At 44.0% G+C, this 25,071-nt stretch carries 21 protein-coding genes; 15 read left to right on the plus strand and 6 right to left on the minus strand.

The genetic code is table 11. From position 1 onward, the window contains the following. Positions 1-22 precede the first annotated feature (22 nt). The 4 genes from ACTJKC_RS02275 to ACTJKC_RS02290 form a co-directional block, all read right to left on the minus strand. A complete protein-coding gene (locus ACTJKC_RS02275) occupies positions 23-310 on the minus strand; it encodes a DUF3892 domain-containing protein (protein ID WP_440789895.1) in 288 nt (95 codons plus the stop codon). A gap of 74 nt (positions 311-384) precedes the next feature. Further along, complete coding sequence (locus ACTJKC_RS02280; RefSeq protein ID WP_440789896.1) at positions 385-1,431, minus strand: IS110 family transposase; 1,047 nt, start codon at positions 1,429-1,431, stop codon at positions 385-387. Between the two features lie 437 nt (positions 1,432-1,868). Next, positions 1,869-2,717, minus strand: coding sequence for a hypothetical protein (locus ACTJKC_RS02285; protein ID WP_440789898.1), 849 nt, complete (start codon positions 2,715-2,717; stop codon positions 1,869-1,871). A 397-nt stretch (positions 2,718-3,114) separates the two neighbouring features. Further along, positions 3,115-3,375 carry a hypothetical protein gene (locus ACTJKC_RS02290; protein WP_440789900.1) on the minus strand — a complete coding sequence of 87 codons (261 nt, stop codon included), beginning with the start codon at positions 3,373-3,375 and terminating at the stop codon, positions 3,115-3,117. Positions 3,376-3,506: 131 nt separating this feature from the next. Between ACTJKC_RS02290 and ACTJKC_RS02295 the strand changes: the two genes are divergently transcribed. The 14 genes from ACTJKC_RS02295 (at position 3,507) to ACTJKC_RS02360 (ending at position 22,086) form a co-directional block, all read left to right on the plus strand. After that, positions 3,507-5,099 carry a tetratricopeptide repeat-containing sensor histidine kinase gene (locus ACTJKC_RS02295; protein ID WP_440789902.1) on the plus strand — a complete coding sequence of 531 codons (1,593 nt, stop codon included), beginning with the start codon at positions 3,507-3,509 and terminating at the stop codon, positions 5,097-5,099. 11 nt (positions 5,100-5,110) lie between these two features. Beyond that, complete coding sequence (locus tag ACTJKC_RS02300; protein ID WP_440789904.1) at positions 5,111-5,776, plus strand: response regulator; 666 nt, start codon at positions 5,111-5,113, stop codon at positions 5,774-5,776. A gap of 482 nt (positions 5,777-6,258) precedes the next feature. After that, positions 6,259-7,686: a hypothetical protein gene (locus tag ACTJKC_RS02305; protein WP_440789906.1), complete on the plus strand. Its 1,428-nt coding sequence runs from the start codon at positions 6,259-6,261 to the stop codon at positions 7,684-7,686. 19 nt (positions 7,687-7,705) lie between these two features. Continuing rightward, positions 7,706-8,149, plus strand: a complete 444-nt coding sequence (locus ACTJKC_RS02310; protein ID WP_440789907.1) for a hypothetical protein — start codon at positions 7,706-7,708, stop codon at positions 8,147-8,149. 12 nt (positions 8,150-8,161) lie between these two features. Next, positions 8,162-9,658, plus strand: a complete 1,497-nt coding sequence (locus ACTJKC_RS02315; protein WP_440789909.1) for a hypothetical protein — start codon at positions 8,162-8,164, stop codon at positions 9,656-9,658. Positions 9,659-9,661: 3 nt separating this feature from the next. Continuing rightward, on the plus strand, positions 9,662-13,072 hold the full coding sequence (locus ACTJKC_RS02320) for a hypothetical protein (RefSeq protein ID WP_440789911.1): 3,411 nt from the start codon (positions 9,662-9,664) through the stop codon (positions 13,070-13,072). Beyond that, on the plus strand, positions 13,069-14,280 hold the full coding sequence (locus ACTJKC_RS02325; protein WP_440789913.1) for a hypothetical protein: 1,212 nt from the start codon (positions 13,069-13,071) through the stop codon (positions 14,278-14,280). The genes ACTJKC_RS02320 and ACTJKC_RS02325 overlap by 4 nt, the downstream gene beginning before the upstream one ends. A 2-nt stretch (positions 14,281-14,282) precedes the next feature. Further along, entirely contained in the window at positions 14,283-15,923 is a 1,641-nt protein-coding gene (locus ACTJKC_RS02330; RefSeq protein WP_440789915.1) for a hypothetical protein, read from the plus strand. Further along, positions 15,923-16,591 (plus strand): hypothetical protein, encoded by a 669-nt coding sequence (locus ACTJKC_RS02335; protein ID WP_440789917.1) that lies wholly within the window; start codon positions 15,923-15,925, stop codon positions 16,589-16,591. Before ACTJKC_RS02330 ends, ACTJKC_RS02335 begins: the two co-directional genes overlap by 1 nt. A 1-nt stretch (position 16,592) precedes the next feature. After that, positions 16,593-17,291, plus strand: a complete 699-nt coding sequence (locus ACTJKC_RS02340; protein WP_440789919.1) for a S1C family serine protease — start codon at positions 16,593-16,595, stop codon at positions 17,289-17,291. A 7-nt stretch (positions 17,292-17,298) separates the two neighbouring features. Continuing rightward, entirely contained in the window at positions 17,299-18,117 is an 819-nt protein-coding gene (locus ACTJKC_RS02345; protein WP_440789921.1) for an endonuclease/exonuclease/phosphatase family protein, read from the plus strand. A 412-nt stretch (positions 18,118-18,529) separates the two neighbouring features. Further along, entirely contained in the window at positions 18,530-19,879 is a 1,350-nt protein-coding gene (locus ACTJKC_RS02350; RefSeq protein WP_440790293.1) for a DUF4236 domain-containing protein, read from the plus strand. Between the two features lie 144 nt (positions 19,880-20,023). Continuing rightward, entirely contained in the window at positions 20,024-20,164 is a 141-nt protein-coding gene (locus ACTJKC_RS02355; RefSeq protein ID WP_440789923.1) for a hypothetical protein, read from the plus strand. Positions 20,165-20,421: 257 nt separating this feature from the next. Beyond that, positions 20,422-22,086: an FAD-dependent oxidoreductase gene (locus ACTJKC_RS02360; protein WP_440789925.1), complete on the plus strand. Its 1,665-nt coding sequence runs from the start codon at positions 20,422-20,424 to the stop codon at positions 22,084-22,086. A gap of 114 nt (positions 22,087-22,200) precedes the next feature. Here the strand turns inward: ACTJKC_RS02360 and ACTJKC_RS02365 are convergent, their stop codons facing one another. Next, positions 22,201-22,434, minus strand: coding sequence for a hypothetical protein (locus ACTJKC_RS02365; protein WP_440789927.1), 234 nt, complete (start codon positions 22,432-22,434; stop codon positions 22,201-22,203). Between the two features lie 181 nt (positions 22,435-22,615). Here ACTJKC_RS02365 and ACTJKC_RS02370 point away from each other — a divergent pair, with 181 nt between their 5' ends. Then, the gene (locus ACTJKC_RS02370) at positions 22,616-22,933 is read left to right on the plus strand and encodes a DUF6965 family protein (protein ID WP_440789929.1); all 318 of its coding nucleotides are present in this window, start codon (positions 22,616-22,618) and stop codon (positions 22,931-22,933) included. Between the two features lie 204 nt (positions 22,934-23,137). On the opposite strand, the gene ACTJKC_RS02375 is transcribed toward ACTJKC_RS02370, so the two are convergent. Continuing rightward, entirely contained in the window at positions 23,138-24,352 is a 1,215-nt protein-coding gene (locus ACTJKC_RS02375; RefSeq protein WP_440789931.1) for a GAF domain-containing sensor histidine kinase, read from the minus strand. Between the last annotated feature and the right edge of the window lie 719 nt (positions 24,353-25,071).

The raw sequence follows: 25,071 nt of genomic DNA on the forward strand, positions 1-25,071 counted from the left end.
AGCCCTTTCTTGTTTTAAAAGCTTATTTGCATTGCGGTAGGTTTAAAAGGTTGTCCTTTTTTGTCTCATCCGGCTCGGTCCGGATATATGCCCTTCTACCAGAGGGGCGTTCCACTTTAACATAAGCGGTTCCCTGCGAAGTACTTACATAAAATTCAAATGCATTTGCATCAACGCGTTTAATCGCTTCTTCGACGCTGATGGTAACTTTCGGTCTTAATGCCGATTCCCTGTACCCGATTTCGGTGATGTGTTCATGGGTGCTGTTTACATCCGGTTTGGTAATACAGATAACTTGATAACTGGCCATAGTCTTTTATTTTAATGGTTAAAAATTAGGTGGCAAATTATCCAATAAATATTATAGCCAATTACGGTTAACCCTTAACTGATCAAAACCTTATCCCGCCTTTTGGTTAAGTAGTTGCTTTGGTACATTCTGTTCCCTTTCACGCAGGCAAATACCCTGAGCACCAGTTTGAATCTGATGGCATTGACCACCAGCATGCCGTTTTTGCCTTCTTCCCTGGTTTTGCGTTTAAAATAGGTACTGAATTCGGGATTGTTCCTGATCGCGGATATCGAGCATAGGTGTAATAATGATTTTAGCCGGTTATCTGCCATATAGGAAACGCGGCTGCGTCCGTTGAGGCTTTTTCCGGACTGATAGGGAAAGGGGGCAATGCCGGCCAGGCAGGCAAATTTTCTGGGATCGGTGATATCTTTAAATTCGTTTGTCCTGATCAATATCTGCAGGGCTGTTTTCTCACCTATATTCGGTACAGACATCATGATTTCCATCAGTTCCTTTAAACTTTTATCCGAAGTCCATAACAATTTTATCCTTGTCTCTATATCATTTATATCCTGTTTTATGGATGATAAAGTGAGGGCGGTAGATGCTGACCACAGGTCTGCAACGGCCTGATCGGCGAACTCAGCGTATTCGTTCAGGGTGTGCCTGACGGACATATGGTTCACATTCAGTTTTTCCCGCAGCGAGGAAAGTACGCCCAGATGGATGATGACATCACGTTTGGGTTTCCACAGCACCAGATCCTCCCTGTTTTTATACAGGTAGCTTGCGATTCTTTCTGAGTCCAGCTGGTCGGTCTTTCCCCTTACTAGACCAAGTGAATTACGGATCGCCAGGGCATTTTCATGGACGATGTTTGCTTTGCTCTTTTTTAGGAGCCTTAAAAGGTGGTTGCAATAGACACCTGTATGTTCCATGCCGAAAACACATACAGGGTGGTTATAGGTTTCCACCGCAGCCAGGGCCTGGATAAACCTATCGATTCCATTGGCATTATTTTCTTCACGGCCCTGATCGATTGTAAGCCTCCCTTTTTTCAGGGTATAGTCGAAAAAATCCCTCGAAACATCTATGCCCACAAAAAAGCGGAAACGTTTCCGCGTCGTTTTTCTCATATTATGCCATTATTACGAAAGCCTTTTCCGCGTAGCCAGGATTTTATTTTCCGTAGTAGGTCTTTAGCCTGTAAACCGTATTAAACCGTCCTGGATACCTGTAAAAAAGGGGATTTGGAAAATCATCGGGTTTTGGACCCGAATGTAATCCGGATTTTTAAATCCAGTCCCTTTTACAGTGGAAAAGTGTTTCTGCCGGCAATGCCGGTATTGTGAGGACAAATGTCGGGGGCTAATGTGATCGAAGAAAGCAATATTCTTAATTCGGTAATTCGGGCCGGGATAGATGGCGGGGATAGAATTTAATTTTGTGTTTGATGGTTTGCCGGGTCATCACAATGGATGGCGTTACGGCTATGCAACCCATTTTTGGGGTACTGATCCTTTTCAGATGGAAAGTTCATCCAGATAAAAAACTGTTCTATCTGGGACGAAGTTTATCTCTGTGGGATACTGTCCTGTTGGGCCTTACCAAAGTATTTTCTCAGTATGGTCACAGTCAATGGCCTTAAATCTTTTCCGGGGTGCAGGGGATGGGTGCCGTCTGCAGTGAAACATTCTGGAATTGGTCCGTCGATCCTGCTATACCAGACCTTTCCTATGGAATAAAGTGTCAGGGTATCGGGTCTGGTGATCTTTTTAAAATGGTAAAGTTTCATTGTATCAAGTGCAATACTCACTGAGCCGAATATCTGTTTATTACAGTCGACTGCTTCATAATGGTCCCCGGCCCAGTACATACATTGTTTACGCGGAATTATCTTCATAAGCAGTACGGTAGTCAGGCCAAGCACAGCCAGGCCCAGTGCGCTTTCCTTCTGGTACTTTTTGAGCCATTGTTTCCAACTACTTTTTTCGAGGACCCTTTTGATATCAGGAGGTTGGACAGGTCTGGGTGGCTTGGGAGGAGGTGGGGTTTCCCCTTTTGTTTTAAAAGTATCGAATTTAAAAGGTCGCGGCTGGTAGCCGGTAAGCCACGCTAATAGTTCAATATTGCGGCGATGCGAGTCTTTATTGGGATTTTCAATAAACTGTTGCACGGGCCTGAAGTTTGGCGTTTTAAAAGCGTTTATCGCATCATCGAAATGACCATCTTCATCAGGATCTCCAAAAAAATCAATTAAAATTCTTTTGTCTGTCTCGGCGCGATACCCGGATCCATAAACCTTCAGGCATTCTCGTTTAAGGTTTGCCGGTGTTGGATCTTTCAGATAAACCGAGGTATCTGGTAATCCCACCAATTCACGATAATGGTTTACAACAAGTTCTTTGTATTCCTCGAACATTTTTTTGATGCGTTAAGACACGCAATGTAGCAGAATTTTAGGAATTGCAAAAGCATTTTAAACATTCGATCGGTATTATCGACACGATCGGAATTCTGTGCCTGGGAGGGATTAGGGCGATATACATTTGCATCATCATCCAGTTCAGGAACCGGTCAGCTGCCGGAAGCAACACCAGGGACTGATTGATAAAAACATGGGACCGGGGTATGGTAACCTGGGGTAAAACGGAAAGCTGCTTCTCGCTACCGTGCACCGGATCTCAAGCTTTCCAGATTCAGAAGGCCTTCTGAAAAAACAGTAACAGTCTCCGCGGCGGTCGCGGGGACTGGATTTTTCGAAACTTTAAAATCAGGAAACTATGTTATTCCCTTATTTCATCGCACTTATCCTGGGCCTAGTGAACCCAGCAGATTCTTCGACCTCTAAATGCCACGGCAAAAGCCAGGTCAATACGGCACAGAGCAGCACCAATAATGGTGATGGCAACAATGGCGGTGACACCGGTGGTGAAACCGGTCAGACCCCACCGCCGAAGATCGGTGACTAGAAGTTTGGCGGGGCGTTTTGTGACGTCCTGCCTTTTTCTTCCCTTGGCCATCTCAGAGAGCCTATCAGGTTCTTTAGGATGGCCTTTTTTGTGTTGTGGATCCTGCATTAACACCGGGCATTTGGAACAAATGATATATATTCTTTATTTTCGGGAAAATCCCAGATAACTTGAAACGCTCCACCATATTCCTTATACCCTTTGTTGCGCTTACCCTATGCTGCAGGCAAAAGACGGAATTGAAAAAGACCACAGCCAATCCTGCCTATGACCGTGCCTTTGAGTACAGGGAGAAGGGATCTGCCGACAGCGCCTTTTTATATTTCAATAAGGCTAAAGAGGTATTTCTCCAGGAGGGGGACAGTCTGGGTACGGGGAAATGCCTGCTTAACATGGCAATTATTTCCACCGATAAAGGTGATTACTTTGGAGGACAGGAGCTTTCCCTTGCAGCGATAGCTTACTTCAGTCCATGGGACAGTACCCAGCACGTTTTCATACGGTCAAATTATAATAACCTGGGTATTGCCACCTATAAGTTAAAGGATTATCCCAATGCGCTCCGTTTTTACGATGATGCGATAAAGTTTTCAAACGACTCCCTGGATACCCGGGTGTATTTGAACAACAAGGCGAAGACCTATCAGGATATGAAGGATTATGGACGGGCGCTTGAAGTTTACCGGGAGGTGTTATCAGGAACGAGCAGGAACCAGCGCGAGTATGCCAGGACACTTTCCAATATTGCAAGGGCAACCTGGCAGAGGGATCCTGCTGCACCGGTTCTAGGAAACTTCCTTCGTGCACTGGAAATACGGCGCAGGGAAAAGGATCTTTGGGGACTGAACGCTAGTTATTCGCATCTATCGGATTATTATGCGGAAAACTCACCAAGAATTGCCCTGTCCTATGCCGATAGCATGTACCGCGTGGCCAGGCAGCTGGGCAGTGGGGATGATAAATTACAGGCACTTAGGAAACTGATCAGGCTTTCTTCCCCGGGTAGCTCCCAGCCATACTTTCACGCATATGAGCGTTTGGATGACAGTCTGCAGTCTGCGCGGAGCCAGGCAAAGAACCAGTTTGCCCTGATCCGTTACGAGAGTGAGAAGAACAAGGCCGACAAGCTGCTTTTGCAGAAAGAAAATACGGCGAAAAACTACCAGATGGGTGCAATCGCATTTGTTGCATTGGTAATATTGTCGCTCGGCCTGGCAGAATACAAAAGGCGCAGGCGCAAGCTCGCACAGGCAACCGAAAAGAGAATAAGGGACAGTGAACTGAAAACATCCAAGCATGTGCATGATGTCGTAGCAAACGGGCTCTACCGTATGATGAAAGAAATACAGAACCGGATACATACCAGTGCGGAGAGTCTCTTGGATAAAATTGAGCAGCTTTACGAAAAGTCAAGGGATATATCCTACAACCGGCCGGTCATTCCTGAGCAAGCTTTTGATGTGCATATCCGGGAGCTATTGGGCTCCTTTCCCGGGGAGCAGACCAGGCTAATCATCGTAGGAAATGGACCGGATATCTGGTCTGGGGCCACTGCCGATGTCCTTTATGAGATCGAACAGGTTCTACAGGAACTGATGATCAATATGACCAGGCATAGTGGAGCAGATCATGTGGTATTTCGCTTTGAACGCTCGGATAGGATGGTCAATATTACCTACCGTGACAACGGGAAAGGAATTGAGGAAGGAACTGCCCATGGCAATGGATTAAGGAGTACGGGAAACCGTATAAAATCAATTTCGGGTTCGATTATCTTTGGAACCGTTCCGGGAGAACAGGGCCTGAAAATCCAGATTAGTTTTCCTGTTTAAAATCATCTACTATGTTCAAAAAAGTATTAATAGCCGAAGACCAACAGATGGCCAGTATTTCAATCGTCAAGACAATGGAATTATTGGGGATTGTACAGAGACAGTATACCTATTACTGTGACGATGCACTGATGCATATCCGTAAGGCATTGCAATCAGGTGAGCCTTTCGATTTGCTGATCACAGACCTTTCATTTGCCGAGGATCACAGGGAACAGCAATTAAAAGGGGGGGAAGATCTTATTACGGCAGCTAAAAGTTTACAGGATGATATCAGGATCGTGGTGTTTTCCGCAGAAGGCCGGCCGTCGGTAATCCGGTCGCTATACCAGGATCTGGGTATAAATGCATTTGTCCAAAAGGGACGAAGAGATGCCGAAGAACTTTCATCAGCGGTCGAGACCATTGGAAAGGGACGGACCTACATGCCACTTGAAATCAAGCGCACGGCAAGTTACCATAATACTTTTGAATTCGATAAGCTTGACATTGCCATTGTTTCCCAGCTTTCCAAAGGTGCTAAGCAGAAAAACCTCCCTGTGCTTTTACAGGAACAGGGATTTACCCGTGCCAGCCTGAGTACAGTGGAGAAAAGACTCAAAGACATGCGCGAGGGCCTTGGCTTTTCCAATAACGAACAGCTGATCGTGTACTGCAGGGATTATGGCATTATCTGATCTTTTTGTGTTTAGAATCCCTTGCCTTTAAGATGGCTAACCTCTGGCGGTTTTAATAGCTGATATTCATATAGAATGCCCCGGATCTTCAATGGTCCGGGGCTTTTTTTTGTCTTATACTCTGAACCGTTTATTATCGCTGGGGATGAACAAAATATTTTCCGCATTACGGGATCCCGTAAGGAAAGCCCTGCATGTCTGGTTAATTTTGGTAAACAAACACCAGACAACAAATTATTTCATTCCTAAAAATAAAGACATGATCTATAATTACCTAACGGCGACTTCCGAAGTTGATACCAGCTTATTAAAAACACCGTACGGACATTTTACCATAAGGCGGGAGCAGACCTAATATCACATATAAGAAAACAGTAAATAAGCGCTCGGTAGTAATGTTGGTATGTTCAGGCTCCGTTTAGGCGGGGCCGCACATGCTATCACAAGTAAAGACCCTCCGGGTTAGCCCAAACAATGTAATTATGAAGACAAATAAAATGTATAACAAACAATCGTCGATCAGACAGCTGATATGGATCTTGGTACTATTGACCATATCTGCATGTGGATCTTTTTCACTTCAGGATGAGTTAAAGTTAATTGCCGAGGACGGGGTTGTTACCAAGGAGGAATACGAAAAGCTTAAAGCCTCTCTTGCTATGGAAGATAAATTCGCCGCCTTTAGAAAGGATTCTGCCCTGACCGCTTACATGAGGAAATATTATGCATTAAAGAACCTTAATGTTGCACTTCCATCTGGCCCTGCCCAGCGGATTGCACCTTTTGATGTGAGTGTATACTTTGAAAACTCGGCAAGTATGGATGGATACATTGGTCAGGCAGATCTGAAAAGTTCCGTGTATGACCTGTTGGTGAACACAAAACAGTTTAGTAGGACCCTGAAATTAAACTACATCAACAGCAAAGTGATGGCCATAGCTTCTGCGGATATCGGTGCTTTCAGCCAGACCCTAACGCAGAAAAGCTTTAAGGCAATGGGAGGAAAAAGGGGGACCTCAGATATAGCGGCAGTGATAAGAGAAGTACTCAATCGTACGGATGCCAGCAATGCATCGATCCTGATTTCGGATTTTGTTTTTTCGCCAGCTGCAAAAACAAATGCTGTCAGTTATCTGGAAATGCAGGAGGTTGCCATAAAAGATGCCATAATGGAACAGCTGCACAAGCAGAACCTCGCTATCGCGATATTCCAGCTTGAAGCTGACTTTAGCGGTATTTATTATGATTATAAATCTAAAGAGATTATACTTCATCAGGTTCCAAGGCCGTATTATATCTGGTTTATAGGAACTGTGGCACAGGTTTCCAAAGCGCTGGAAAAACATATTGTGAGCAAAACGGACAATGGACTTATCCGTAAGGCCGTGTTTTTTAAATCGGATGTACCAGTTATGCCCAGGTATAAAATTGTAAATATAGGCCGGGTAGGAAGCTTTAAATTCGAAAAATCAGACCATATTTCCGATGTTAAAGCCTTAAACGGGGACTTTGCCTTCAATATCGCCGTTGATTTCGGCGCAAGCCTTAAAGGCCAGGATTATTTCTCTGATCCGGATATATACAGGTTAAACAATAGCAGTTACTCACTTTCAGTGAGGAAACTAAGCCCTCCTGAACTCAATTCTGCTGCTTTGGCAGGATATAGCCATCTGATTACGCTCCGTACCAAAAGACCCCAGTCTGACCAGCTTTTAATATCGGTGATAGACAAAGTTCCGCAATGGGTAAAGGATTGCAGTTCGCTTGATGACTCGGCCATCCGCACTGATGCCGCAGAGAAGTCGCGTACTTTCGGTCTTTCCCATCTGCTCAATGGCGTATACCAGGCTTTTGGACAGTCAGGCAATGAACGCAAGCTCAACGAAATCAAAATTCAAATAGACAAATAAATTTAAATAGATAAACAATATGACAGACTTTATAGCAATGATTTATGAATGGTTCGGTTATCAGACCGATCTTGGAACCCACTTAAGAGGATGGGATATTACCTGTGACTCGTTTAGCGGAAGTAACTTATACCTCGAGATCTTTTTGGTAATGATCGCAATCAGTTTTGGGCTCTTCGCACTGATGTATCTTATTATTGACCGTTTTACCGCAAGGTTCAGCTCCAAACTTTCATGGTGGATAACAGCGTTGGTTGGTGCGATTATGAATTTCGGTATTGCCTTTTCGCTTCCAACAACAATTGACCGGTGCGACCAGCTCAATTTTGGCCGGACGGATCTTATGCTTTTTGGAACTGCCAATGCCTTTTGGGGCCTGGTATGTTTCGCATTATTAACCTCATTTTCCTTTCCCAGGAGTTTTTCCACCAATGCACGGCTTACCACTTTCTGGAAACCTTAATTCAATCAAGATATGGCTAAACTTTTTATTTTCGGCATAGGCGGTACAGGGTCACGGGTGATCAAATCACTCACCATGTTACTTGCATCAGGATTAAAACCGGTTAACGACTTTGAGATCGTACCGGTGATCATCGATCCGCACAAGGACAATGAGGACCTGAAACGGACCGTTTCGGCGCTGAACAATTACCAGCGCATTACAGAAAAGGTAGGTACAGGTAATGGTTTTTTCGCCACCAGGCTCTCGACATTACAGTCTTTGGATACCAAGGGCTCTCTAGGAGGAACCTATACTTTCACCCTGAAGGATGTGGAGTCTACCAAATTCAAAGACTATTTTTCCTACAATTCACTCGGTGAGGAGAACAGGGCACTTGCTGACCTGATATTCTCCGGAAAGACCATCAATAGCGCTAAAGAAGAAATTGACCTTTTGGAGATTCCCATGGATATCGGGTTTGTCGGAAATCCGAACGTGGGCAGTGTTGTGCTCAATCAGTTCAAACACTCAGAAGAATTCAAGGTTTTTGCCAATAACTTTGGGAAAGATGATCGGATCTTTATCATCAGCTCCATTTTCGGTGGTACCGGTGCAGCGGGTTTTCCTACCATATTAAAAAGTATCCGTGATGCTGCCGGTCAGTCCGATATCAGCAATGCGGGCTTTTTAAGGGATTCGGCAATAGGGGCATTAACGGTGCTGCCTTACTTTAATATAGAAGTTGATGAAAAGAGCCCGATCAATAAGTCTGATTTTATAGAAAAAACGAAGGCTGCACTGGATTACTACCGGGGAAACGTGAATGATTCACTTAATATGATGTATTATCTGGGGGATGGATATGTAGGTAAAGCTTATGAAAACGATCCGGGAAACAATGGACAGAAAAACAAGGCGCATTTTGTCGAAGTTGCCGGGGCACTTGCAATAATCGATTTCATGAATGTTGGTAGTAGCGAACTCTGTACCGTAAATGGACGTCCCACAAATAGTGTCTTTAAGGAATATGCCATCAGGAACGATAGCCAGGATCTTTCTTTCGCTGAATTATGTGATGGCAGTAAAAAATTACTCGGACGCAGCCTTACCCAGTTTACCCTGTTCAGAAAGTATCTCGCCGAAAATCTTGAGGAATCTATAGAAAGGCAGGCCTGGTCAACATCCCAACCTGCTTTCGACAGAAAGCAGAAGAATGCACAGTTTTTTGGTTCGAACCTGCAGGGCTTTTTAAGGCAATATGATGAGTGGCTCGATGAACTCGGCGCAAATACACGGTCTTTCCGGCCTTTTAACCGCCAGACAGATTTAATGAACCTGGTTAAGGATAGACCGTTGCAAGCAAATTGGCTGGGTTTGGGGAAGTTCAGATATGACTCGTTTGATGCTAAACTAAACCAGCTTGGAAACAAACAGACCTACGGCTCAGCGGAAGAAAAGCTGATCAGCCTATTTTACAGGACAACAGGAGAAATAACAGGTGAAAAGTACGGATATCAGGAAATTTAAAATATGTCAGCAATTATAGGATTTACAGGTAATGGGGGCGAAGATTGGTTCGTTTCCGCCCAATATGGTACAAAAGAGATACAGGCAATTCCCGATCCGGAAGGAGGTCATGCCCTTAATGCACCTACATCTATACCCAGCCCATTTGCAAGGATGGACCTGGTCAGGAAATCATTCGAGAATATCGCTCAGAGCCCTAAGCTAGGCTTCTATCAAATGGGAGAGACCGTAGTGGCTAGCAGGGAAGACGAGCGCGCGGTTTCGCAGTGTTTGGACCTGGCAGAGTTGCTGTTTTTTTATGAAAATTTTAAAGACAGGGTAGAGATTATCCGTTGGAATAAACAACAACAGGTGGATGCACTGAAAGAAAGTTCCAATGCCGGTCATCGGAAGTTAGGTGATGTGCTGGACATGTATCTCAGGCAGGATGCCGGTTCGTTTAACTTCAATGAGCTTAATAACATTTACATCATCAAACATAACCATCGGGTAATTGGGGGAACTTCGCCGCTTACGCTTTTTTTTAACGCTGCAAACCGCTCAGATTCACTCAACTTGATTAGTACCAAGGGTAAGGCCTTTTTTTCGGATGTGGTGCCACTTTACGAACGTGATGCCGAATTCCAGAAATATATCTATCTGTTGTTCAAGAGCAGTCCGGAATTGGGAGAAAAGATGAAGGCTTTCCGGGAATATCTCAGTAAAAACCTAACTATTCTCTCATCATTGGAGCCATCACTGTATAATACCCTTAATACCCTGAAAATGTCTGATCTGGCAAGCAATTACCAAAGCCTTTATACCAAGGATGCCGGGGAGGTTGTAGAAGTATTCGGTGTTGCCTTCAAAATTCTAGATCCGGGCAAGATACCAGTGGATCAGAGCGATTTTGTTATACATAGTACAAAATATAACGGTGTCAAGCCACTTGTTCTGCAAAACAGCTTTAACAAAGCTTTTAAGTATGTCAATGGAAATTGGGACCAGCGTACCGTGGTGAAATATATGGATGCCGATTCCTTAAGCCAGCGCATCCTGCCTGGTTTGAACATCAAGTATCCATACCTAACGGTCAGTGACTTTCTAGAGGATACGCTCATCAGGATGGTATATCCCATTGATGCTACCCATTATTTTGATGGAAACTTAAGGCTTTCAGATGCCGATAATACCAAAAGTTATTTGCTTCCTCTAAAACCGCTGTTCTTTGAATTTTTCAGGGTCTCAGATCTAACGGAAGGTAAGTCAGGTGGTCCGCAGATTACCATAGAGGAGGGGATAAAGGACAGCGTACGCGTGCTGTTAAAAATCCCGGTTAAAGGTGGTGGAGATTTTATCATTTTTGAAAGGGTCTTTTATAATGACAGTACTGCTGATATCCATTCCAACAAAGGAACAATCGTAGAACAGCAGTTCAGTATCACCCTTTTCCCCTTTGTAAAACATCCTCCATTGGTTGATGTGAGATACAGCCTCCAGCTGATCGACAGGAACATGGGCACTAGGTCTTTCGATATTGATTACGCACTCCACTTTTTTTCGGATAACGAAAAAGGGGAACTAACTGATATTGAGGGTGGTATGAGGAGTCAAAAGGTAAGGGGGGACTTTACCAAAACAACCACCAAGTATTTTCTTATAAAAAAAGCATTTGATTTCATACAGGTAGACAGTGGCCAGGGCCGGGGGATTATCGTTCCTAAGTGGAGAAATGCAAACAATGCTGGCGACAGTTACACTTTTGCCGTGGATTTTGGAACTACCAATTCCCATATCGAATATTCTGTGAACGGTGGACAGCCAAGGGCTTTTGATATAACCGAAAACGATATTCAGGCAGTTTCATTGATATCAGAAGAAACCGAGCATAATTTTTCAGGACTTGGGGCGGTAGATCTAAGGACTACGGTGAGTAAGGAGTTTATACCACGGATTATCAGAAAAGACAGCACCTTTTCATTTCCGATCAGGACTGCGCTATCACAGAGCAGGTCGCTTGCACCCAGGGCTGGCGGAACGGCGCTACTGGAATTTAATATCCCATTTGTTTTCGAAAAGGATATCGACAAGAACAGCAGGTATTTTACCAATTTGAAATGGGATAGCAGAGAAAGTAATAATGAGATGAGGATCAGGGCTTTTATTGAACAATTGATGGTTATGATCAGGGCAAAGGTAATCCTTAACGGTGGAAACCTGGAGGCAACCAAAGTGATCTGGACTTATCCAGTCAGTATGAGCGCGGTGAGAAAAGATAGGCTGGGTGCGTTATGGAATTCACTTTACCGGCAATATATCAATGGCCGTGGGGATACCTTTAGCCTCTCTGAATCGTTGGCGCCATATTATTATTTCAAAACCAATCAAAATTTGCAGGCTTCGGGTTTTGGGACAAGTGTATTGATGGATATAGGTGGTGGAACTTCCGATGTTGTGGTGTACCGTGACAACATACCAGTGCTGGTGTCATCTTATCGATTTGCCGGCAACACCATCTTCGGGGACGGATTCAATGAGTTTGGTAATATCCCTACCAATATGCTGGTCAGGAAATATTACCGGGAATTTGATGAGCTGCTTAACGAGCATTCCATTCTCAAAAGTATAGCGGACGAATTGTTTGCAAATAATAAAGCGGCTGATTTTAACGCTTTCCTTTTTTCGCTTTCAAATAATGCGGCAATAAAAAACAAAGCCTTACTGGATTACAACAGTAAACTTGCGGATGATGCCGATATCAAAATTGTGTTCCTATATTTTTATGCAGCCAAAATATATCATGTGGCGCAGGTGATGAGGAAAAAAGACATTGCGCTGCCAAGTAATGTTATTTTCAGTGGTAATGGCTCTAAAGTACTTAATATTATTTCCAGCAACCCGGTCCGTCTGGCAGAACTGGCCAGTGAAATCTTTGGTGCAGTTTATCAGGTAACAGCACCAAAAGGGTTAAAAGTATCGGTGGAGAAAGACATCCCAAAAGCGATTACCTCCAAAGGCAGCATTATCCAGCATAACCGGTTGGAAAATGAAATTCCCCTTAAGGATATCAAATACACCCTGAGCTGTGTCGAGGGCTTAGAGGCAATCACTTACGGTGAACTTTTGGACGAGACGGTACAGGACCGGATAATCTCTCAGGTAAGGGAATTCAACCGATATTTTGCAGAACTGTTGGTGAAGTTTGATTGTGAGGATAAATTCGGGATTTCTTATCGGTCGATCGAGGTTTTCAGGGAGGTGGGCAACAAGCATCTTAAAGAGTACCTCAAAGCGGCAATTGAATTCAATGAGAAAATGGAGGGAGCGGTTGTGAATACCAATGCGCTTATGGCGGAAACACCATTTTTTCTGCCACTGAGCGAAACGATCCAACAGCTCATCAATGCATTATCGGTAGAGGAGGTTGAACAATGATTTTAAATAAAAGCATCTTTTTATCCACCTTGTTACTTTTTTCCGGTTTTGGAATGAACGCTCAACAGCTATACTCCACCGACAGAGTGGACTCCATACGGCTTGATTTTATCCGTTACGCGCTATTGGCCAATCATCAGAAAAATGCGTTGAAAGCATTTAACGGTCTGGTCAGGAACGCAAGGGATACTGCTGGAATGAGAGCGTTTTTTAAATCCCGATCGGATGGTGAGGTGACCGGGATTGGGGAATACCGTAAGCTGATCCTCAAGATCGATGAACTCAGCGGCAATACCAATCTGACGCTGGATTCAATCTATAGTTTTTATGGACAACAGGAGCGCTTTGCCGAAAATTTAAGGAAGGATGAGATTGGTTTCCAGAATTTCAAAGATTCGGTAAACCATAAATATTTTAGGCCGCAGGTCCAGGCAGGGTCACAGATCACGATCGATACGGCCAGATACAAGGATACAGCCACGCCGTCTGGTTCGCAGAATGCAAATCCATTTTCAGGTGCGGTCTGGGAATATCTATTATGTATTGCTGGTGGGGCATTGCTTGTCGCATTATTATTTCAGATCAGAAAAAAGCCGGACAGAAAAAACAAAAGATCAAATACCATTATAAAAAGTGAAATGCAAGACGATAGCAGATTTAACTTAAGCCAGGACGATTTTAGGGAAGTAATAGGACTTAAAGAGGAAAATAAAAAGCTCCGTAAGGAGATTGAGCAATTGAAGGAGGAAATTAATGAAAAAAACAAAGCCCTTAAAACGGCGGAGCTAACTATTGCCAGGTTGGAAAATGGTGGGGCGGATGAAAAGGATGTGGCAGTGGATACAATTGAGGTTCCGGTAGAAAAATCTGAACAGAAAGGCGGAAAACAACAATATTTTCCAAGTCCACTTTCTGACGGTTCTTTTCGTCGGGTGGACGGAAGAGAATCTTTTCTGGAAGGGGCAAGTATTTATCGCTTCAATATTGTAGGAGAAGCAGAAGCCACATTCGATTTTTGTGAAGATTTTTCGTCGGTATCGATGGCACTCAATAACAGAAATGAACTGATTTTAAGCGTGGCAGAAGAAGTAGAAGGGAATTATACCACGGCAAAAAAAATCCTGACTTATAAAGGTGAATCAGGTAAGGCTGTTTTGGAAGATAATAAGTGGAATGTGGTGAGAAAAATCAAAATCAAATACTTATAGATATGGAAGCGAGTTTAGAAACCATTGAATATCTGCTTTTTGGGATCATTGTCCTGATACAGATTATCTTTTTTTTACGGACCCGGAATAAGATCAGAGAATTTGATCTTTCCATAGCCGATATATCAACAATCAGTATCAGTGAGCAGGAACTCAGCGAGGAACAGATCGATGGTTTTTCCTCTACTGCAGATATCTTCGCTGAACTGGGAAAAGAGACCGCAGGAGATGGTGGGGAATCTGGCAATGTGGATAATGATACCGGGGGGGCGGTTGAAGGGATAAATCTGACTAAGGGCGCTAAAGATGAAACGAAAGCTTTATCCGGTCCCATAAGGATAAGACTGGTCGAAAGTACAGCCAACAACAGTGAAGTATTTGGAAATATCCTCAATTCACTGAACAAATACCTGCTGAGGAACAGACATTCTGTTGCAGATTTCAGCCTCATCAAAGACATTGTAGAGCGCAATACAGATACTATTGAAGAAGAAGTAAACCTCACGCTTTCCACCCCCTTATATCTTGGGCTGATGGGAACCATGCTGGGAATTGTGATCGGTATCTTCAGTATGTCCTCACTGATAGGGGCAGATATAAGGGAGAGTTCGGTTTCAGTGGGGATCGCAACATTACTGGGCAGCGTAAAGATCGCGATGATCGCAAGTTTTGTGGGGTTGATGCTAACGATATTTAATTCAGCAATAACCTTCAAGGGGTCAAAATTCAGGTTGGAGAACAAAAAGAATGATTTCTATACCAAAATACAGGTTGAACTTTTACCTACACTTAATCAGGGTATGAATGCCACCTTTGAATCGCTCCAGCGCAATCTTTTCCGTTTCAATGAGAAATTTGATGCCAATCTTGATAGGCTTGGCAATGTGTTCGATAAAAACTATGATTCGGTATTGATGCAGAAACAGCTTGTGGAACAGATGGATAAGTCGAAGGTGGCAGAGATAAGCGGATTCAATATCAAGGTTCTGGGTGCAATGGGCAATGCTCTTGCGCAATTTGATAAATTCGATACGCTTTTCTCAAACATTAATACATATTTGGCCAATTCTTTTGAGCTCACGCAGACCAGCAGGGACCTACTTTCAAGGACTTCAAATTTTGAAACCATCGCCACCTCTGTAAAACAATACCTGCAGGATGGAAACCGGCTTACAGAATTTTTGGCCACCCATTTTAGTGACCTTGAGGCGCATAAGGCAAAAGTTGATGAGGCTATTGTCAGCGCCGGATTCCATATCAATGATAGCTTTGGCCAATTAAAGCAATCCCTTCAGCGCTCAAGTGAGCTTCTCGGTGAAGAGGCCGTTCAGCGTAATCTGGATGCCAGGAAGTTGTTGGGCGATTTTTCTGAAGATCTGAGAAGTTTTTTTGCCCAGCAGTCCGAGCGTGTTGCCGAGGTTATTGACCAAAAGAAATCAAGTCTGGACGAACTCAGACATCTCCAGTCATTGCTTGCAGAGGTTAAGGCACTGAAAGGTGGTACACAGATATCGGAGCAGTTGAGCGGTAGGATAGAACAGTTGAGCGCCGGTATCTTGACAACCAATGGAACCCTGGAACGTATTGAGCGGGAGACCAAAAAGTCATTGTTTTCCAAAATTTTTACCAGCGGGAATTCGTGATGAAAAGCAAAAATGATTTTTTCTGGCCAAGTTTCGCCGATCTGGTGACCAGCCTGTTCTTTATTATGCTCGTCCTTTATGTTTTTACCTATATTCAGCTCAAGCATAAAAATATTGTGCTCGAAGAAAAAGTGAAGATCATCGAGACCGTTGAAGCAAATCTGGTGCCCTTAAAGCAGGATACGGCACTTTTTGAATTTGAAGAACGATACAACCGTTTCAAGTTGGCTTTCGATGTGAAGTTTAACGCTGACCGTGCGGTAATTCTTTCTGATAATGATCTAATCAATCCAGAATACACAAGGAAAAAGATACAGGAGGCCGGATTGAAGCTCAGGTCTGTAATAGATGATCTTAAAAGAAAGAAGGAATTGGATCCCAAGATGAAGAACCTTTCCTATATTTTAGTGATAGCCGGTTATGCTTCAAAAGATTACAATCCAAAGCGCCTCGCACACAATTATGAGCTGAGCTATAAACGGGCATTGAGTCTATGGGCTTATTGGAAATATGCAATGGGAATCGATTTTGAGTCGCCGGGGTACAAAAATCTCATAGATCTTCAGATTTCCGGCAATGGATGGGGCGGTGTGGGACGGTTGGACAATGAGGACGATAACCAGCGTTTTCTCATCCAGATTTTTCCGAAGATCGCACATTTCGATTGAGATGATGAGAAAAACGACTTTAGTATTTATTTTACCACTGATTTTTGTGCTTTCCTGTTCGCAATCTGGAAAACCTGGACAAGCCCACCGCAGTTCTGGGGAAAAAGAACGGAATAATCACAGTTATGACCCCGGTGACGATGCAGAAAAGATCGCCATTCAGGAATTAAATGAGAAGTGTAAAGATGTTGTTTTTTCGATCTATGCTTCCGATAACAGTTCTTATCCCATTGGTTCGGGTTTCATTGTTTCAGATAGCGGTATTGCTGTGAGTAATTATCATCCCTTTTCCAGTAAGGGAGAGATTGGCGCAAAAATTAAGCTAAAAAGTGGCCGGGAATATGATGTTGCCAAAGTACTGTTCTTTGATAAGAAACTTGATTATATGGTTTTTAGATTAGAGGCGGGTAGGGAGGAACTATTTCCGGTACTATCAATCGCTTCGGAAGCTCCCAGGATTGGCCAAACTATAGCTGCAATTGATGGGAAGGACGAAGGTGATGGAGTGGTATCAACCGGAATCGTTACTTCGCTCAAAAAAGAGGAGCACCTTATTCAGACTACTGCCGTGATCACACGAAGGAATAGTGGCGGACCCCTTTTAAATATTGAAGGGAAGGTTGTCGGGATTACAATACCGGGCATAGGTAAAGAAAATCTCAATTTTGCGATAGATATCAGGGTATTGGATCTAAAATAAATCTTGAATGAAACTTAAATATTTGATCTTAACCTTATATATCCTTTTTGGGATATCCATTTGCGATGCCCAGACCGCTATTAGCGTATTATCCTGGAACCTAAAAGATCTTGGGGTTTCAAAGAGCGCAGCGGATATTGAAATGATCGCGAGGGTAATTGCCCGATACGATGTGGTTGCGATACAGGAGGTCGTGGCCGGCAGCGGTGGACCAAAGGCTTTAAGCAGACTGGTGAACGAATTAAATAAGGACAGCAGGAAGTGGAAATATGAAATCAGTGAGGTTACCTCGGGAACCTCTGCACACAAGGCCGAACGTTATGCTTTTCTTTGGCAGGACGCCAGGGTGCTAAAATCAGGCAAGGGGTGGCTTGAGCCACATTTTGAATCGCAAATAGAGCGCGAACCGTTCTTTGCCCGTTTTACTGTTAATGGGAAAACTTTGACGCTGGTTAATTTTCATGCGATTACCAAATTCGCCCATCCTGAGACAGAGGTTAAATATTTCAGGTATCTGCCGGAGTTGTATCCCACCGACAAACTGATTTTCTGCGGTGATTTTAACCTGCCAGAATCCCATACCGTATTCAATCCACTGAAATCGATGGGATATCGTTCCGCGCTTGTAAAACAAAAAACAACACTGCGACAGGCCTGTCTGGGTACCGGATGCCTGGCTTCGGAACTGGATAACTTTTATTATGATGCCTTGAAGGTTAGGCTTAAGGCAGCCGGGGTGATCCATTTTTATCGGTTGTTTCGAGATATAAAGGTTGCCAGGAAGATTTCGGATCACATTCCTGTATTTGCAGTTTATCAGCTATAGGTACGGTCAAAACAGTAGAAAAAAATAAAACGACCTGTTATTTTGAATATAACAGTTTATAAAATAAAATATCCCAAATCATCATGAAATTAATGCTCAATTTGATTCTGTTACTGGGCCTATGTTCTTACAAGGGACCTGATAGCAAAGAGGTATATATATGCCTTAGCCCAACTGCACAAGCCTATCACAAATCCAAGGATGGCTGTAAAGGGATACAGGCCTGTACACATCAGGTAATAAAGGTCAGTAAAGAAGATGCCATCAAAAAATATAAATATAGGGCCTGTAAGCTCTGTTTCTAATGAGGTGTTTTTATGACAGACTAGGGGAAACCGTATTTTTTCGAAGAGGTAAATGTTGATTTTAGCATAATAAAGAATTGATTATGGGATTATAGTTCCGTAGGTCCATAAAACTGGGACCGCTGCGTATGAATTTTTCGAATAGTGGGATAAGTTATTCGACAGGGGTTAGGGGCGCAAGGATCAGTACTGGTCCAAGAGGGACCTATGTAACCATTGGAGCCAATGGGATTTATTATAGACAAAAAATAGGAGGAGTTAACGCTCATCGGCCTGGCCCCGTTACTGTGCAAGATCAGGGATTGCATACGATCACCTCGGCAGATATCGGTCAGCTGACTGATGTCGATTCCAGGGCTTTTATTGAGGAATTGAGTGAGAAAGCAGGTAAGATCTCCTTTGTGAAATGGCTGGGCGTGTGGCCAATGATCATTTTCCTTGTTCTGCTCTCCTACTATTCAGTTGGAATCAGGGAAGTGGTACTGGAGCCAGCCGGAAAAAGAAATGTTGTACGGATTGATTCCTATGTGGGCTGCAACATCCGAGTACTATCGGCTGCGGATGCAAAAATATTAGGGACTGCAAAGGATGCCGAAGAATTTCCTTTACTCGACTCGACCATAAGGGGATGGCTAAAAATAAGTTTTCAGGATTCTATAGGTTATGTTTCAAAGAAGCTTGCCAGGACCTCCATCATTGATGATCCTGGAAAAACGACTTCCGAATTTTATCTGATCAATCCATATTATTTTTGGATCCTTGGCGTTGGTATTGTGCTTTTCAGCCTTTTCATCAGGTTTTTGTCCAAAGTTGACAGAAAAAGGTTTGAAATGGAACTGACCTATGAAATGGATGAGCAGATGGGGGTGGTTTACAGCTCCTTCGCCGCCCATTTCAACAGCTTTAATTCGTGCATACGGAAATGGCAGTACCTTAACACCCAGCAGAACCATGACTGGAAAAGGAATGCAGGGGCTGGGAGGCTGATCAACAGGGTTCCCATCTACGGAATCTCGTCCAATGCCCTGCCGATCAGATATTTTAAAACGAATGTGGCGATACCGCATATCAAGTTAAGGAATACCCAGCTTTTCTTTCTGCCTGAGCGGTTGCTGATCAGGAGGGGCGACAGATTTGCTGCCGTATTTTACCGGAATCTCCATATCGATCAGGGAACGACACGTTTCATTGAAGATGAGATAGTGCCGAGCGATGCCAGGGTGGTGGATCATACCTGGAAATGTGTCAACCGTAACGGTGGGCCGGACAGGAGGTTCAACAATAACAGGGAGATTCCGATCTGCCTATATTCGCAGTATACATTAAGGTCTGCAACAGGCGTTTATGAAACGATCTGTACATCCAGGATCGGTGCATTTGATGGTTTTGGCAATTACCTTTTGAAGATCGGTGCCCTCCAGTCCAGGATGGGGGCTGGTACAACGACTGCCCAATAGCCCGCAGATCGTTTATAGCCTGACTATTTTAACGCTGCAAGCGTTGCACCGTGCTTTTACGGGAAACCCTGCTAAATACCTTTTACTGTATCGTATTTTAGATTTGTTGCGTGGTGCAACAGACTAAAAAATAAAGATGTGAGCATGAAAACAGTTGAAGCGATCAAGCCGGGTCCCAAGCCTAAAAAAGAGGACGGTGATCTGGACAGGAGGAGAAGGGTCACCCCTGAAAAAAAAGAACAATATCCGCCTTTAAAACCGCACAAACACAAACCCAAGGATTAGTCCTTTGATGTGGGCGTCCCATGATGGCATGGGACGCTTTTTTTCCTTTTTAATCTGTGAGGTCATTAAGTTAGATGAAATCCGTTTGGTCTGCTACTTAAATGGAATTTGTTTTTAACAACCGGGCAGTCAGATCCCGATTGAAAATGTAATCTTTCCTGATAATCTGATCTTTTTCAGCTAGATTTAATAATAGAATAACTGTTGGAAACGCTGAGAGAAGTATCCTGAATATTTTAAAAAAAAATTATCCTGAAATGAAATACCGATATTTGAAAACCTTACTGCTGGCCGTTTTATTACTGGCAAAAGTATATCATTCTGCACATGGGGAAACCGGACAGACCTATCAGGCGGATATCATTGTTTATGGGGGAACCTCTGCGGGGATCATCGCCGCGGTGCAGGCTTCGCGCTCGGGAAAATCGGTGATTGTGGTCTCCCCGGACAAACACCTGGGCGGACTATCCTCCTCCGGACTGGGTTTTACCGATACCGGGAACAAATCGGTGATCGGTGGCATAGCCAGGGAATTTTATCATAGGGTTTACCTGCATTACCAGAACAGCCAGGCATGGAAATGGCAGCAGAAAGAAGAATACGGTAACAAGGGACAGGGTACACCTGCCATCGATGGAGCTGACAGGACCATGTGGATCTTTGAACCACATGTTGCCGAATCCATCATGGAGGATTTCGTGAAAGAAAATAATCTCCAGGTATTCCGGGGGGAATGGTTGGATAGAAAAAATGGGGTTGGGAAGGAGCAGAACATTATTTCAGCCATCCGGACATTGTCCGGCAAACATTTCAAAGGTAAAATGTTCATTGATGCAACCTATGAGGGCGACCTGATGGCCGCTGCCGGGGTAAGCTATCACATCGGAAGGGAAGCAAATTCAGTATATCAGGAAACCTGGAATGGTGTCCAGCCGTTGGTTTTTCAGCACAACCATCATTTTGCAGCAAAAATCAGCCCGTACCGTATCCCGGGTGATAAAAGCAGCGGGCTGCTGGCCGGTGTGTCCGGTGAGCCCGTTGGCGTGAAAGGTAGCGGTGACGGTAAACTGCAGGCTTACTGTTACAGGATGTGCCTTACCGATAAAGCTGAAAACCGGAAAGCCTTTGCCAGGCCTGATCACTATGATCCGGCCGACTATGAAATACTGGTGCGTCTTTTTCAGAGCGGCTGGAATGAGCTTTTTGATAAATATGATCCAATACCGAACAGAAAAACGGATACCAATAACCATGGCCCTTTCAGCACAGATTTTCTTGGTATGAATTATGGATATCCCGAAGCTTCATATGAAGAAAGAAAAAAGATCATAAAGGCGCATGAAGATTACCAGAAAGGACTGATGTATTTTATGGCCAATGATAGCAGGGTTCCGGAAGCTTACAGGACGACAATGCAGAAGTGGGGGCTTGCAAAAGATGAGTTTGCCGATAACGGAAATTGGCCATACCAGATTTATGTACGGGAGGCCCGGCGGATGGTGGGCGGTTATGTGCTGACCGAACACGAGGTTTTGGGGAAAAAAGATGTTCCCAGGCCGATCGGTATGGGTTCCTATGCATTGGACTCCCATAATGTGCAGCGTTACGTTACAGCAGAGGGATATGTACAGAATGAAGGGGATATCGGTGTGAAGGCACCCAGACCCTACAGCATTTCATATGATGCGATCGTGCCCAGGTCAAATGAGTGTAAAAACCTCCTGGTGCCCGTGTGCCTGTCTTCCTCACACATTGCATACGGTTCAATCCGTATGGAACCGGTATTTATGATTCTGGCCGAATCAGCGGCTACTGCCGCGTCCCTGGCGATTGATCAGAATATAGGCATACAGCAGGTCAGCTATAGTGAGCTGAGGGCTTTATTGCTCGGACAGAAACAGCGCTTGGAAGTTAAGGACTAGTCTATAGTGAACCTGTTTGGTTGGCTGTGCCCGAAGCCGAACAGCTGTGCAATCTGTTTTCAAAGTAGTCCACATCAGTTATAAGGAACTGTCGAATACGCCTATATCCCGCTGTCAGTTATAATTTTTTGAACCGGCATCAGAAACCTTTACGGTAGAATCGGTGAGATAAAAAGCTGCGTTTACGGATTCCATACCATAACGCTCACAGGATGCGGAGGCATAGATTATACTTCTAACATCAATCGGGATCTGGATTCCAAAAATTTCCACAACAGGTACCTGACTTTTAAAAAGCGATAATATTGCGATAAAGCCCGCCCCGGCGATGGAATCTGTGATAATCAAAGTTTCCGGTCGGCACGCAGATGGCCGATGACCATGACCTGTCCGGCATATACTTTATTTAATGATTGAAACAGATCCTGGCCCTGTACATATTCTATGCCCCACCGGGAGATCAGCCGGATAAGTCCTTGGAAAATCCCTTTAGCAAAACCACGCTATCAATTAACTTTGCGGCATGACAATGCAGGAAATAAATGAGCTGGAAGAGTGGTTTAAAAACGTCGAATTGCCCAGACCACCGGTACTGCTGTTTCCCGGAACCGAAATCGCAGATGTAGATAAGTTTCCTGATGTCCAGTTTACCTCACTGCGGGTCGACCCGACCAGCAAAACGAATGTACCTCTGCTGTACCGTTTGAAAGCCTTTAAATTGCTGATCGAATCTAATCTGTTATATGGCCGGTGGCATGGATGGGAATTGCGGTTACTGCCCGGTTTTGTGGTTAACTGTTTAACTGACAGAATGTATATAGCCAAAAGTATGTGCATGATGATTTAAATGCATTTATTGTTTGTCTATCGATTGATTGGGCGAAAGCGAACTAAATTCCGGATGGCAACCCAAAGCTTTCCAAATGTCTAATCCTTGTCCTGTCTTTGCTTTTTGTAGCTAATGCAGTTTTAACCTCCAGCTACATCAGGACCGGACAAGCCTGCCGGCGGGGCATCCAATAAATTTGTGTTTGCTGTTGTTGCGTTGAGGTTATCCCGGAGTGTTGATAATGTTGAATGAAAAGCAGCTGCCTTTAGCAATTTGGGAGGTTACCGATATGCTGCCACCAAGTTTTTCGATCAGGAATCTGACCGTATGGAGCCCGTTCCCGGTACTGGTCTGGTTAAAGCAATCGGCCGCATTGACAGTCACGTTTTTGGTGAAAATCCTCTCCAGAGCATCCTGGGGTATCCCTATCCCGTTATCGGATACCGTAAAGCTGATCTGCTCTTTGCTAACCGAGCAGCTAATAGCGATTTCGCAGGTGCCCTTATCATTATAACGGACGGCATTTGTCAGCAGATTGATGAAAATCTGTTGGAGCGCTATTTCAGAAGTCCTGAACACCAGATTTTCATGCGGCATTTGAATCCGGACATTTTCAGGCATGCTGATCATGGATACGGTTTTGGACAGAAAATCTTCCAGGAATATATCTGAATGGTTCTGTATGAGTATCTCGGGCCGTAAGGAATAATCCAGCATATCGTTGACCAACTGGGTAAGCTTGTTTGAAGAATTCAGATTTGTGGATGCAAGTCTGGTACCCTTTTCATCATTTTTTTCCTGCAGGTGGCGGATAAGCATCTCGGCGCTCATGGAAATGCTGCTCAACGGGTTTTTAAGGTCATGTGCCACAGTTGTTGCAAAACGCTGCATAAATTCATTTGTTTCCCGGAGTTGCAGGTTAGCCTCGTTTAGCCTGCGGATTTTTTTTCTCAGTTCTATCTGCGCAATGACCTGTTTGGCCAGGGTATGCATGGCGGAGAGCTGTTCCGGTGAGAGTTTTCTCACCACCCTATCAATGACACATAATGTGCCGAGCGGCATTCCCTCCTCGCCAATCAATGATACACCTGCATAAAATACAATCCCGGGATCGCCCTGTACCAGGGGATTTCCCGAAAACTTATTGTCTGTCCTTGCATCTTCAATTTCCATTACGCCCGACTGCTCAACGATGGTATGTGCACAGAAAGCATGTTCCCTGGGGGTACCTTCGACGTTTAAACCAACCGAACTTTTGAACCATTGACGTGTTTCATCCAGTAGGGTAATCAGTGCGATGGGTGTCCCGCAGATCTCGGAAGCCAGCCTTGTAATCCCATCAAAATCATCCTCTTTGGGGGTATCCATAATCTGGTAATCATTGAGGATTTCCAGCCTTCTGGATTCGTTTGGGGGGTAGGGGAATTTCTCGTTCAAATTAATATAAATAAATGTTAGTTATTCCGGTTTTCAGACCTGGTGGAATAGGGTAAAAGTACCGAAATATCTTCATTTATACTGAACGATATTCGGCATAACCCGCCCTGCTAACAACATATATTATAAAAATATGTTTGAGTCGCTTTTTATCAGGCTGGGATATCGAAGATTTTCTATCCCAGCAATCTCTGATGCATCCATCTGATGGGATTTAAATGCTTCCAGACGTTTTTTAATGGATTTGAGGTTTTATGGAAAGAAGCTGACCGATGATCGGTCTGCGCAAAAAAATAAGATTCGGATTCTGCTCCTGTGAAAACGGAGCGCCCCGGGGAAGAAGAAAATATGTAGCCAGAAGGCTGGGCGTTCCGGGGGAAAGGAATGATTTAGCAAAAAAAAACGGCAGCCAGATTCGCGTACAGTTTGGAGCGGAACGGATTTTACAGTTTTAGTAAAATCAGCTCTTTGGGACTGGTCATCTCACAGGATGGGGGGTATCAGGGTATTTTCAAAGATTGGGGACAAGCTTATCATGTGGGGAAATATCAAGATACAGCAATATAGGACAGGGAGGTCGATAAGAAGAGAAAGCTTAGTCCCATTTTTGGCATAAAGGTTTTTCCGCAATTTTCTCCCGCTGCAGATGGTATGGTTACTGAATCCTTTGCAAATCACAGAAAAAACAGGGATAAACCTTATCTGCAGAAATTGGAAGG

The organism is Pedobacter sp. 22226 (assembly GCF_052045455.1).
In the GTDB taxonomy this organism is placed as follows: domain Bacteria; phylum Bacteroidota; class Bacteroidia; order Sphingobacteriales; family Sphingobacteriaceae; genus Pedobacter; species Pedobacter jeongneungensis.

What these genes read in the sequence shown, in the direction of transcription:
- ACTJKC_RS02275 (WP_440789895.1), bottom strand. Translation starts at nt 310, where the DNA reads ATGGCCAGTTATCAAGTTATCTGTATTACCAAACCGGATGTAAACAGC.
- ACTJKC_RS02280 (WP_440789896.1), bottom strand. Translation starts at nt 1,431, where the DNA reads ATGAGAAAAACGACGCGGAAACGTTTCCGCTTTTTTGTGGGCATAGAT.
- ACTJKC_RS02285 (WP_440789898.1), bottom strand. Translation starts at nt 2,717, where the DNA reads ATGTTCGAGGAATACAAAGAACTTGTTGTAAACCATTATCGTGAATTG.
- ACTJKC_RS02290 (WP_440789900.1), bottom strand. Translation starts at nt 3,375, where the DNA reads ATGCAGGATCCACAACACAAAAAAGGCCATCCTAAAGAACCTGATAGG.
- ACTJKC_RS02300 (WP_440789904.1), top strand. Translation starts at nt 5,111, where the DNA reads ATGTTCAAAAAAGTATTAATAGCCGAAGACCAACAGATGGCCAGTATT.
- ACTJKC_RS02305 (WP_440789906.1), top strand. Translation starts at nt 6,259, where the DNA reads ATGAAGACAAATAAAATGTATAACAAACAATCGTCGATCAGACAGCTG.
- ACTJKC_RS02310 (WP_440789907.1), top strand. Translation starts at nt 7,706, where the DNA reads ATGACAGACTTTATAGCAATGATTTATGAATGGTTCGGTTATCAGACC.
- ACTJKC_RS02315 (WP_440789909.1), top strand. Translation starts at nt 8,162, where the DNA reads ATGGCTAAACTTTTTATTTTCGGCATAGGCGGTACAGGGTCACGGGTG.
- ACTJKC_RS02320 (WP_440789911.1), top strand. Translation starts at nt 9,662, where the DNA reads ATGTCAGCAATTATAGGATTTACAGGTAATGGGGGCGAAGATTGGTTC.
- ACTJKC_RS02325 (WP_440789913.1), top strand. Translation starts at nt 13,069, where the DNA reads ATGATTTTAAATAAAAGCATCTTTTTATCCACCTTGTTACTTTTTTCC.
- ACTJKC_RS02330 (WP_440789915.1), top strand. Translation starts at nt 14,283, where the DNA reads ATGGAAGCGAGTTTAGAAACCATTGAATATCTGCTTTTTGGGATCATT.
- ACTJKC_RS02335 (WP_440789917.1), top strand. Translation starts at nt 15,923, where the DNA reads ATGAAAAGCAAAAATGATTTTTTCTGGCCAAGTTTCGCCGATCTGGTG.
- ACTJKC_RS02340 (WP_440789919.1), top strand. Translation starts at nt 16,593, where the DNA reads ATGATGAGAAAAACGACTTTAGTATTTATTTTACCACTGATTTTTGTG.
- ACTJKC_RS02345 (WP_440789921.1), top strand. Translation starts at nt 17,299, where the DNA reads ATGAAACTTAAATATTTGATCTTAACCTTATATATCCTTTTTGGGATA.
- ACTJKC_RS02355 (WP_440789923.1), top strand. Translation starts at nt 20,024, where the DNA reads ATGAAAACAGTTGAAGCGATCAAGCCGGGTCCCAAGCCTAAAAAAGAG.
- ACTJKC_RS02360 (WP_440789925.1), top strand. Translation starts at nt 20,422, where the DNA reads ATGAAATACCGATATTTGAAAACCTTACTGCTGGCCGTTTTATTACTG.
- ACTJKC_RS02370 (WP_440789929.1), top strand. Translation starts at nt 22,616, where the DNA reads ATGCAGGAAATAAATGAGCTGGAAGAGTGGTTTAAAAACGTCGAATTG.